Below are 11,054 nucleotides of genomic sequence, written 5' to 3' on the forward strand. Positions count from 1 at the left end.
CCGGCGCCTGGCGTCAGCAGGACACCGGCACCGTCCCCCTGTCGGTCAAGAAGTAACACCCGCACAGCGCGTACACGACGAAGGGCGTTCCCCGATCACGGGGAACGCCCTTCTCGCATGTCAAGGAACGGCGAACGCCACTTCCGCCCAGCCGTCATACTGACACCCCGGACGACCGGAGTGACGAGGCGGTGACCGTACGTGATGGATCGAGGGCCCGACGAGGCGCTGAACCTCGCCGTCCTTCGCGTGCGCGGCCCGGAGGAGGCCGTGGCGGGGGCGGGCTTCCTGATCGCGCCTGACCTGGCCCTGACCTGCGCGCACGTCGTCTCGGGCGCGCTGGGCCGTCCGGAGGGGCCGCCGCCGTCCGACGCCTGGGTCACCGTCGAACTGCCCTTCGCCGACGACCCGGCCCCCGTGCGGGCCCGCGTCGAGCACTGGGTCCAGACCGCCGACGACGGCTCGGGCGACATCGCCGTCCTGCGGCTGGAGGCCGCGCCCCCGGGCGGGCGCCCGCTGCGCATGGCCGAGCCGCGCAGCGTGTGGGGCCACCGCGTGGCCGTGGCCGGGTTCCCGCACGGCCTGCGGGGCGGCGGCTGGCACACCGGCCGGCTGCTCGGCGGCACCCAGCAGGGCTGGCTCCAGTGCGCCCCCGACGAGCCCGGCGGCGTGCCGATCGAGAGCGGCTTCAGCGGCAGCCCCGTCTGGGACGTCGAGCTCGGCGACGTCGTCGGCATGGTCGTCGCGGCCCAGCCAGGCGGCCCCCGCCAGGCGTTCGTGATCCCCACCCGGTCGCTCACCCGCGCCGTCCCCGCCCTGGCCGCCACCGTACGGCCGGCCTCGCCCTTCCGCGGGCTGTCGGCCTTCCGCGAGGGCGACGCCGCGGTCTTCTTCGGCCGCGACGCCGAGACCGCCCGGATCCAGCGCCTCCTGCGCGCCCACTCCGAGGTCACGCTCACCGGCCCGTCCGGCTGCGGCAAGTCCTCGCTGGCGCTGGCCGGGGTCGTGCCCGCGATGCGCCGCGAGGGCTGCGAGATCGTCGTCCTGCGGCCCTCGGCCGTGCGTTCCTGGCCGGACGCCCTCGCCGCCGAACTGGCCGCCCTGTCGCACCCGGGCCTGACCGGGGCCGAGGCGCTGGCCAGGGCCGACGCGTTGCGCGAGCCGCTGAGGAACGGCAGGCTGCCCGACGTCGTCGCCCAGGTGCTGCGCGACACCGGCGCCACCGGGCTGCTGCTCGTCGTCGACCAGGCGGAGGAACTGCTGGTCGGCGTGGAGGAGCAGGCGGCCGAGGCGGCCCGGGTCCTGGCCGCGGCCCGCGCGTGCGCGGCCGTCCGGGTGCTGTTCACGCTGCGGGCCGACTTCCTGCCCGCCGCCCTGTCCCATCCCGCCCTCGGCGGCGCGCTCGGCCGCGAGACGTACGGGCTCACCCCCATGACCCGCGACCAGCTCCGGGAGGTCGTCGAGGCGCCGCTGGACGCCGTCCCCGCCGTGACGTACGACCCCGGCCTGGTGGACCGCATCCTGGCCGACGCCGGCACCGCGCCCGGCGCCCTGCCGCTGATCGGCTTCCTGCTCGACCGCCTCTGGCACGAGCAGCAGGGCGGCCGCATCAGCCACACCTCCTACGAGGCGTGCCGCGGCGTACGCGGGGCCCTGGCCGCGCAGGCCGAGCAGGTCTGGGCGGCGTGCGTGCCCGAGCAGGACAGCGCCGCCGGCCAGGAGCTGCTGTCCCGGCTCGTCCGGGTCGCCGCCGGGGCGCACGCGCCGCTGCGCAGGCGGGTCGCCCGCGAGGAGGCGGGGGAGGAGCGCTGGCGGCTGGCCGGCCGCCTGGCGGCCGGGCGGCTGCTCGTCATGGACACCGGCGAGGACGGCCGCCAGACCGTCGAGCTGGCCCACGAGGCGCTGATCGCCGAATGGCCGCGGCTGGCCGGGATCGTGGCGGCGGACCTGAAGTTCCTCGAATGGCGCGACCTGCTCCACCAGGACATGCGCCGCTGGCGGCAGGCCGGGCAGGCCCCCGACCGGCTGCCGGGGCCGCCCGAGCTGGCCGCCGCCGCCCGCTGGCTCGCCGAGCGGCCCGCCGACCTGACCGAGGGCGAGCACGACTACCTGCGCCAGGGCCGCCGCCGGCAGCGCGCACGCACGCTGCGCCGCCGGGGCGCGATCACCGGCGCGGGGGTGGCGCTGCTGACCGTCGTCTCGCTGGTCGCCTGGACGCTCTACCAGGGCCGCATCGGCGACCAGCGCGCCGCCGAGGCCCGCTCCCGCGCGCTGGCGGGCGCCTCGGCCGACCTGGCCGGACGCGATCCCGAGCTGTCGTCGCTGCTCGCGGTCGGCGCCTACCGCGCGGCCCCCACCCAGGAGGCCAGGACCCAGCTCCTGCAACGCTACGTCGAGCACCGCTACACCAAGGGGGTGGCCACGGGCGCGCTCGGCTCGCTCACCGCGGCCGACGCCAGCGACGACGCCCGCGTCCTGCTGGCCACGACCGCCTCCGCCGCCGGCCGGGCCACGCTGTTCACCCGCGGCCCCGAGGGCCGCTACCGGCCCACCCACCTGCCCGACCGGGGCGGCACCAGCCATCCGGCAGTCTCCGCCGACGGCGGCCTCGTCGCCTACGCCGTCGAGGACGGCAGCATGGTCTGGCACCGCGTCGACCCCGACGACGGCGAGCTGCTGGACCAGGGCCACGTCCTGGACCGCCAGGACCGGCAGGCCCTGGCCGACGAGCCCGCCGCCGACATCAGGGCCGACGGCGACGACGGCTGGATCGCGACCGCCGGCCCGAAGAAGCTCGTCCTGCAGTCGCTCGGCACCACCGGCGCGGCCCGCACCTGGGTGTACGACCTCCCCGCCGACCTCGTCCGCTTCGGCCCCGACGCCACCACCCTGGTCGCCAGGGAGAAGGGCGTGGCCAAGGTGTACAGCAGCAAGGGCAGCCCGGCGTGGCAGGAGCTCACCGTCCGCACCCTCGGCCCGGCCGACGGCCTGGCCGTCTCCGGCGCCGGCGCCACCGCCGTGACCTGCCGCAACAGCGACGACGGCCGCACCGCCACGTACACGGGGTACGCGGTGAGCGACGGCGCGCGGCTGGGCGGCTTCAGCGCCGGACGCCCGTGCGGCCCCTTCGTCGTCGACCGAGAGGGGCGGCGGGTGGCCGAGCAGGGCGCCTCCGGCTGGGAGCTGGTCGACCTGGCCGAGGGCGTCACCCTGTCACGCACCTGGATCGACGCCCAGACCGCCCCGACCGGCGCCGAGACGGGCGCCGCCCCGGTCGCGCTGGTGGGCGCCCCGGGCGCGCAGGAGCTGCTCACCAGGTCGTCCGAGACCATGGTGCTGACCGCGCTGCGCGAGGGCGAGCAGCGCGTCGGCAACCCGGCACTGCTCCAGGGCGGGCAGCGGATGGTCGCCCAGGTCGACGGCGGCGCCCGCCTGCGCCTCATGGAGACCGGCGATCCGCAGCGCACCCTGGCCGACGTCGCGCGCACGAAGAGCCCGAAGGGCCTGAACGCCTACGGCGACCCCGTCGCGGACGAGTCCGGACGCCTCCTCGCCGACGCCGTCGGCCCCGCGAAGGTCGCCGTCCGCGCGCTGCCCTCGCTCACCCCCGTCACCGAGGTCGCCACCGCCCGGCCGCCGCAGGGCGCGCAGCTCACGTACTTCTTCAAGGACGGCGACCTGTTCACCTTCGCCGGCCGCCGCCTGGAGCGCTGGGATCCGGCCACCGGCCGCCGCAAGAGCGCCTTCGACGTCGCCGGCCCCGGCACGGTCGTGACGGAGGTGCAGGTCAGCCCGTGGAGCGCGGACCACCTGATGATCGCCGTGCAGGGCGCCGACTACCTGCGCACGATCGACCTGCGCACCGGCGAGGAGGTCAAGGACCGGCGGCTGACCGTGGGCTCCGACGTCGTCAGCGGGTTCGTCCTCGACCGCGCGGGCACCCACCTGCTGCTGTTCCGCAACGGCATGCTGCCCGAGGTGTGGCTCACCCACCCGCTCAGGAAGGTGCTCGGCCCGCTGCGTTCGGCGGGCGAGAACATCCGCGGCGGCGAGCGCATGACGTCGATGATGCCGGAGAACGCGGGCAGGCTGTTCCTGTTCGGCGAACGGGAGATCCGCGTCTTCGGGCTCGGCGAGACCCAGGTGTCCTACGAGGAGGGCTACACCTTCCGCCAGGCCCAGGACTTCCTGGAGATCTCGCCCGACGGCGCGCTGCTGCTGCGGCTCAAGGGCGGCGACAGCGTCACGGGCTACTCCACCGACCTGCTCCGGCTGGACGTGGACACCTGGCGGCGGCGGCTGTGCGAGGTGTTCGGCCGCCCGTTCACCCCGGACGACCGGCAGCAGGTGCCGATCGCCCTGCCGGAGGCCGTCTGCTGACGGTCACGGCTTGCGCCCGACCCCGCCCAGGAACGTGTGATACGTGATCCCCAGATCCGGCCGGTATCCCGGCTCGGGGCGCCACTCGGCCAGCGGCACCAGACCGGGCTCCAGCAGCTCCAGGCCGTCGAAGAAGGCGAGGATCTCCTCGCGGGTGCGCCACCGCCCGGTGCCCATGGTGTCGTTGAAGAGCCGCTCGGCCTCGAACGCCTGCCGCGACACCTCCGGGCGCTCCTCCATCGGGTTGTGGAAGCTGGAGACGGCGACGTGGCTGCCCGGCGCCAGCCGGGCGACCAGGCGGCGGGCGATGCCGGCCGGGTCCTCCTCGTCCGACAGGTGGTGCAGGATGCCGAACAGCAGCAGGCCCACCGGCTCGTCGAGGTCGATGAGCTGCCTGGTCTCGGGGTGGTCGAGGATGTCGTCCGGCCGGCGGATGTCGGCCTCGATGACGGTGGTGCCGTCGTCCACGGCCAGCAGCGCCCGGCCGTGGACCAGGACGATCGGGTCGTGGTCGACGTAGACGACCCGGCAGCCCGGCGCGGCCGCCTGGGCGATCTCGTGCACGTTGCCCTGCGTGGGCAGGCCCGACCCGATGTCCAGGAACTGGCGGATGCCCGCCTCGACGGCCAGGTCGCGGACGACGCGCGCCAGGAAGTCCCGGTTCGACCGGGCCGCCTGCGGGGCGTCCGGGGCGATCCCGAGCGCCATCTGGGCCACCTCGCGGTCGATCTCGAAGTTGTCCTTGCCGCCGAGCATGTAGTCGTAGACGCGGGCGACGCTGGGCTTGGTCGTGTCCACGCCCGGGATGGGCGTTCCCTGCTCGTCGTCGGCCACGGTGGCTCCTTCGGTTGCGTCGGGCGAGTCCGGCTGGCGTGATCATACGTCCCGGAACGCCGGAAATCAGGTCCCGATGCGACCGTACGGCCTACGGGATTCCCGGGGCCCGCGTTGACATGATGGGCCCATGACGATCGAACCATTGGCCCCGGACACGCTGCTCACCACCACCCGCAGCGTGCGCAGGCGCCTCGACCTGTCCCGCCTGGTCCCGGCGTCGCTGGTCCGCGAGTGCCTGGAGGTCGCGCTCCAGGCGCCCAGCGGCGGCAACCGGCAGGGGTGGCACTGGATCGTGGTCACCGACCCCGACCGCCGCAAGGCGATCGGCGACTACTACCGGCGCTCGTGGAACGCCTACTCCACCTCCGGCGGCTCGGCCCGGTCGATGTTCAGGGACGACCCGGCGCGGACGGCGGCCCAGGAACGCGTCAGTGACAGCGCCGCCTACCTGGCCGAGCACATGGGCGACGTCCCGGTGCTGGTGATCGGCGCGATCGAGCTCCCCGGCGGCCGGCTGCCCGAGGGCAACCAGGCCGGGCTGTGGGGCTCGCTGCTGCCCGCCGCGTGGAGCTACATGCTCGCCGCCCGCGCCCGCGGCCTCGGCAGCGCGTGGACCACCCTGCACCTGGAGTACGAGAGCGAGATCGCCGAGCTGCTCGGCATCCCGGCCGAGGTGCGCCAGGGCGTGCTGCTGCCCACCGCGTACTTCACGGGGGAGACCTTCAAGCCGGCCGCGCGGCAGCCGCTGGACGAGGTCCTGCATCTCGACCGCTGGTGAACCGGCGACCTCCCCGGTGCGCCTGACGTGAGGACATGCGCCTGACCGCCTTCACCGACATCTCCCTGCGCATCGTCATGCGCCTGGCCGTCGCGGGGGAGGAGGAGCCGCTGACCACCCGCGAGGTCTCCGGCATGCTCGCCCCGACCTCTGGCCGGCCGTCTAACCCTGCTCGACGCCGTTCGCCGCGATCACCCCGCGGTACCAGTGGGCGCTGTCCTTCCAGGTGCGCTCCAGCGTGCCGCGGTCCACCCGGACGACGCCGAACCGCTTGGCGTAGCCGTGCGCCCACTCGAAGTTGTCCATCAGGGACCACAGGAAGTAGCCGCGCACGTCCGCGCCGCCCGCCATGGCCTCGGCCACCGCGCGGATGTGCCGGCGCAGGTAGTCGATCCGGTCGTCGTCCCTGACCCGGCCATCGGCCTCCACCGGGTCGGGGAACGCCGCGCCGTTCTCGGTGATCATCGTGGGCAGGCCGGGATGGTCGCGGCGCAGCCGTAGCAGCAGCTCGGTCAGCCCGGTCTCGTCGATGTTCCAGCCCATCTCCGTGTACGGCCCCGGCTGCCGGACGAACTCCACGTCCTGGCAGGCGATCCACGGGGACGCGACGCCGTCGGCGTGCCCGTCGGCCGTCTCCCGTCCCGCGCCGCCCTCCCTCCGCCGCACCAGGACGGGGTTGTAGTAGTTGACGCCCAGCACGTCCAGGGGCGCGCACGCGGCGGCCTCGTCGCCGTCCTGCACGAACGCCCAGTCGGTCACCGCGGCGGTGTCGTCGAACAGGGAACGCGGGTAGGCCCCGTCGAGCATCGGGCCGAGGAAGGCCAGGTTGGCCAGGGTGTCCACGCGGCGCACCGCCTCGGCGTCGGCCTCGGACACCCCGCGCACGTGGTGCAGGTTGAGCGTCACCGACATCCGCGCCGCCGGGTCGGCCGCCTCGCGCAGGGCGCGCACGGCCAGCCCGTGGCCGAGGTTCAGGTGGTGCACGGCGGCCAGCGCGGCGGCGGCGTCGGTCCTGCCGGGGGCGTGCACGCCGGAGGCGTAGCCCAGGTAGGCCGTGCACCACGGCTCGTTCAGGGTGATCCAGGTGTGCACGCGGTCGCCGAGCGCCTCGCCCATGAGCCGGGCGTACTCGGCGAAGCGGAAGGCGGTGTCGCGGTGCGGCCAGCCGCCCGCCTCCTCCAGCTCCTGCGGCAGGTCCCAGTGGTAGAGCGTGGCCACGGGGGCGATGCCCCTGGCCAGCAGGCCGTCCACCAGGCGGTCGTAGAAGGCGAGCCCGCGCGGGTTGGCCGGGCCGCTCCCGCCCGGCTGGACGCGCGGCCAGGAGATCGAGAACCGGTAGGCGCCCACGCCCAGCCCGGCCAGGATGTCCAGGTCCTCCTCCAGGCGGTGGTAGTGGTCGCAGGCGACGTCGCCGGTCTCGCCGCGGGTCACCTTGCCGGGGGTGCGGGAGAAGACGTCCCAGATCGACGGGGTGCGGCCGTCCTCGGCGGCGGCGCCCTCGACCTGGTAGGCGGCGGTGGCGGTGCCCCAGAGGAAGTCGGTGGGGAACATGGTCACTCCGTGGTCTCGTGAGGGGCGGTTCCCGATCCGCGGCGGGCGTCCATCACGGCGCTCACCTCGGGCTGCCGGTCCGTCAGGTGGTCGAACGCCCGCCTTGCCCTCCTCCACCCGCGCCCGCGCGGCGACGTCGCGTAACGAGGTCATCTGCACCCGGCCTGGACGGTGGTCGAAACGTTCGCCAACGTAGGGTCGGATTCAGGGGGATGTCAATGACCTTGGGGTCGTCGTCCGGAAGGCGGTCCCGGGTGGGAAAATCGTTTGTCCGGCGGTCGGCGCGGCCCTAGCTTGTGACGATCGCAGGTCAACCGAGAGGACTTCACTTGCTGGGCGCCCATGTGCACGCGTACCTCCGAGCGGCGGCCGGGTCCCGGGCGCACCGGGCCGGGCCGTTCCTGATCCGCTTCGACGAGCACGACGACGCGCCGCCGTTCAACTACGCCGTCCCCGACGACGGCCTCGCGCCCACCGGCGAGGAGGTGGCCGCGCTGGCCGCCACCTTCCGCGAGCGGGGCAGGACGCCCCGGCTGGAGTACGTGCCGCAGGTCGCGCCCGAGGTGGAGGAGGCGCTGCTGGCCGCCGGGTTCGTCGCCGAGGGCCGGTTCCCGCTGCTGGTGTGCCCGGCCGGATCGCTGGTCGAGGCGCCCGCCGACGCCGCCGTACGGCTCGCGCTGGTGACCGACGAGCCGGGGTTGTGGCAGGTCGCGCGGGTGATGAACGCGGCCTTCGACGCGCCCGAGGCCAACGAGCACGACGTCGCGCGGCTGCGCGGCGTCCTCGGCCGCGGCGGCCTGGTGGCCGCGGCCACCGACGCCGCCACGGGCGAGGTCGTCGGCGCCGGCCAGCTCGGCGGCCCCCAGGAGGGCGTCGCCGAGATCGCCGGCATCGCCGTGCGCGAGACGCACCGGCGGCGCGGGATCGGCGGGGCCGTCACCGCCCTGCTGACCAGGGCCGGCCTCGACGCCGGGGTCACCATGCCGTTCCTCACCCCGGCCGACGACGCCGCGAGCCGCGTCTACGCGCGCGTCGGCTATCACAAGGCGGGCGAGGTGCTCCACATCTCGGCCCCCTGACCTCAGCAGCTGCAGTCGCAGCAACCGCACTCGCAGTCGCAGCAACCGCCGCAGTCGGGGCAGTCGCAGCCGCCGCAGTCGTCCAGGTAGCAGCGGTCGGAGCAGGGACGTCCCACCTTCTTGCTCCACCTCGGCCGCCAGAGTCCGCAGGTCAGGAACGTCGCCACGCCCGCCGCCGACTTGCGGACCCAGCCGGGCCGCTGGTAGGAGGCCGCGGCGAACGCGCGCTCGACCGCCCGGCGCACCTCGGCGCCGAGCAGCCGTTCCACCAGGTGCCGCTGCTCCAGCTCCAGGTCCGCCAGCGCGAGGGCGAGCCCGTGCGCGGCGTCGTCGCAGAGCCGCCGGGCCTGCTCGCGGCCGGTCCCGGTGGCGGTCAGCGGGTTGAACGCGCCGCGCTCGTCGTCGGCCGCCTGGTCCTCGACGGCGTCGAGGAGGTGCGCGATCCGGCCGAAGAACCTGCCCGCCTCGGCCAGCGCCTCGACGTTGCCGGGCCGTCCGGCCAGCACCGCCGTGTGGGCGAAGGCCGCCGCCACCGCCTCCTCCGCGGGCGCGGTGAGGTCGAGCACCTCCGCGGGGGCGGTGCGGGCCCGGCGTTCGCGTTCGAGCTGCCGGTCGACCGTCGCCGACAGCACGGCGGTGTCGAAGCCGACGCCGGAGGCCAGCCTGGCGCCGCCCGCCTCCCAGCGGGCCGCCAGCAGGCGGCGGGCCGTGGCCGTGCCCGGGGCGGCGTCGCGGTCGGCCACCTGGTCGCGCAGCTTGCCCGCGGCCAGGACGAGCGACACGCCCGCCGCCAGCCTGGCTCCCCGCCCGCGGGCGTCCACCACGTCGGCGGAGCGGAACCCGCGCAGCGCGCACGGCCCGGCCGTCCGGTGCGGCACGGAGGACGGAAGCTGGGCCTCGGTGAGCACCGAGAGGATCAGCGTGTCGTAGTTGGTGGTCAGCCGGGCGGCGTGCCCCTGCCCGTCGCGCAGGGTCAGGCAGAGCCCGCACAGGTGTGCCCGCCACGCCGTGCGCACCGCCGCGCACCCGTGCTCACCGCACGGACGGATGATCCCGAACACCACATACCTCACAAGATCCTGAAAACGCTGGAGGAATCGTACGGGCGATCGCCCGCTCCGGGGAGCCGCGGGTTCAGGCGCGGGTTCAGGCGCGGGTTCAGGCGCGGGTTCAGGCGCGGGGGCGCCGCAGCCGCCTGGCCGCCACCGTCAGCACGGCCAGCCCGGCCAGCGTGATCAGCGCGGTGAACAGCCACTCGTCCGAGCCGTCCGGGCCGTAGACGCGGGTCTCGCGGCCCGTGTCCACGGCCGGGGTGGCCTGCCCGGCCGCCAGGGTGCCGCGGTCGCTGCCGTACAGCTCGACGTCGCGCCGCCGGATCCGTCCGTCGCCGGAGGTGAAGTCCCCGGCCCAGACGCACGACTCGTGCCCGGGATGCGACACGCACCGCAGCTCCCGGGCGGTGAACGCGCCGCCCACCCCGTCGGCGCGCGCGGCCCGTACGACGGGGCCGAACTCGGGCACGGACACGAACAGCAGCAACAGCCCCAGAACGGCCAGCGCCACCGTGAACCCGCTCGGACGTCGTCTGGTGACCGCCATGCCTAGTGCGCCACCGCGCAGGTGCAGACGGCCCCGCCGTGCTCGGAGGCCCGGCGGTGGAGCACCATCGCCACCACCATCGGGGCGAAGACGACCGCGTTGTAGAACAGGTGCAGCTCCATCCGGGGCAGGAAGATCTGCAGGACGCTGGTCGGGACCGGACGTCCCAGCAGGTAGAGCCCGGTGAGCTTCTGCACGAGCAGGAGCAGGTGCTCCATGTGGTGCCAGACCTGGATGCCGAGGGAGATGTTCCACCACGTGCGCGAACGGCCGGCGAACCCCTTGCGCAGCAGGACCAGGCCCACCAGCATGAGCAGCGCGTACCCGTAGTGCATCCACTCCGAGGTCACCAGCCACGGGAACGGCAGGCCGAGCACCCCCCGGGCCTCGCTCAGCGGCCACCCCCAGACGTAGACCTGCACGGCCTGCACCAGGTGCTCGGCCCAATGGGCCACCACGATGGCCATGAAGGCCGTGAGTGCCGCCTTGTGGTGGCGTCCGTTGAGCGTGGACGCGCTGATCGCCGTCGCCATTCCTCACCTCGTGTCTGTCGCGCTGACGCTGGACAGAACGATCTCGGACGGCACTGGGAACGGGCTTGCATCCCCTTGCAAGTGGCTGGTGGCCTCCGGACGCGGGCGGCGACGGAACGCCCGACGCCCGGGGAGCGGTCGGGCCGTTGACGTCGAGGCCCGCCCGGGGCCGGTCCGCCGAGGGCCGACCCCGGGCGGGAACGCCCAGGTCATGAAGGGAATGGGCGGGGCTTGCCTGTCGTTTGCATACGCATACCCCGGTGTGCTTTGGCTGTGATTGAGGCTGTTTGCCGGGGG

Annotated in this window: 8 protein-coding genes and 1 pseudogene; 4 read left to right on the top strand and 5 right to left on the bottom strand. The window is 74.8% G+C overall.

Going from position 1 to position 11,054, the window contains the following annotated elements; translation table 11 throughout:
• The first annotated feature begins 204 nt into the window (after nucleotides 1-204).
• Nucleotides 205-4,380, top strand: coding sequence for a trypsin-like peptidase domain-containing protein (locus tag ACIA8R_RS52710; protein WP_397045793.1), 4,176 nt, complete (start codon nucleotides 205-207; stop codon nucleotides 4,378-4,380).
• A gap of 3 nt (nucleotides 4,381-4,383) precedes the next feature.
• On the opposite strand, the gene ACIA8R_RS52715 is transcribed toward ACIA8R_RS52710, so the two are convergent.
• Complete coding sequence (locus ACIA8R_RS52715) at nucleotides 4,384-5,214, bottom strand: SAM-dependent methyltransferase (protein WP_364104594.1); 831 nt, start codon at nucleotides 5,212-5,214, stop codon at nucleotides 4,384-4,386.
• Between the two features lie 130 nt (nucleotides 5,215-5,344).
• Here ACIA8R_RS52715 and ACIA8R_RS52720 point away from each other — a divergent pair, with 130 nt between their 5' ends.
• Nucleotides 5,345-5,995, top strand: a complete 651-nt coding sequence (locus ACIA8R_RS52720; RefSeq protein ID WP_357710940.1) for a nitroreductase family protein — start codon at nucleotides 5,345-5,347, stop codon at nucleotides 5,993-5,995.
• 35 nt (nucleotides 5,996-6,030) lie between these two features.
• Nucleotides 6,031-6,138: pseudogene (locus ACIA8R_RS52725) on the top strand (transcriptional regulator); the annotation flags it as partial.
• 19 nt (nucleotides 6,139-6,157) lie between these two features.
• On the opposite strand, the gene ACIA8R_RS52730 reads toward ACIA8R_RS52725, so the two are convergent.
• Entirely contained in the window at nucleotides 6,158-7,546 is a 1,389-nt protein-coding gene (locus ACIA8R_RS52730) for a GH1 family beta-glucosidase (RefSeq protein WP_364104597.1), read from the bottom strand.
• A 329-nt stretch (nucleotides 7,547-7,875) separates the two neighbouring features.
• Here ACIA8R_RS52730 and ACIA8R_RS52735 point away from each other — a divergent pair, with 329 nt between their 5' ends.
• Nucleotides 7,876-8,625 (top strand): GNAT family N-acetyltransferase, encoded by a 750-nt coding sequence (locus tag ACIA8R_RS52735; RefSeq protein WP_397045789.1) that lies wholly within the window; start codon nucleotides 7,876-7,878, stop codon nucleotides 8,623-8,625.
• 2 nt (nucleotides 8,626-8,627) lie between these two features.
• Here the strand turns inward: ACIA8R_RS52735 and ACIA8R_RS52740 are convergent, their stop codons facing one another.
• From ACIA8R_RS52740 to ACIA8R_RS52750, 3 genes are all read right to left on the bottom strand, one after another.
• Nucleotides 8,628-9,698, bottom strand: a complete 1,071-nt coding sequence (locus ACIA8R_RS52740; protein ID WP_397045791.1) for a DUF5685 family protein — start codon at nucleotides 9,696-9,698, stop codon at nucleotides 8,628-8,630.
• A gap of 97 nt (nucleotides 9,699-9,795) precedes the next feature.
• Nucleotides 9,796-10,224 (bottom strand): hypothetical protein, encoded by a 429-nt coding sequence (locus ACIA8R_RS52745; protein WP_364104606.1) that lies wholly within the window; start codon nucleotides 10,222-10,224, stop codon nucleotides 9,796-9,798.
• 2 nt (nucleotides 10,225-10,226) lie between these two features.
• Nucleotides 10,227-10,757: a hypothetical protein gene (locus tag ACIA8R_RS52750; protein ID WP_364104609.1), complete on the bottom strand. Its 531-nt coding sequence runs from the start codon at nucleotides 10,755-10,757 to the stop codon at nucleotides 10,227-10,229.
• Nucleotides 10,758-11,054 lie beyond the last annotated feature (297 nt).

This window comes from Nonomuraea sp. NPDC051191, assembly GCF_044455665.1.
Classification (GTDB): Bacteria; Actinomycetota; Actinomycetes; order Streptosporangiales; family Streptosporangiaceae; genus Nonomuraea.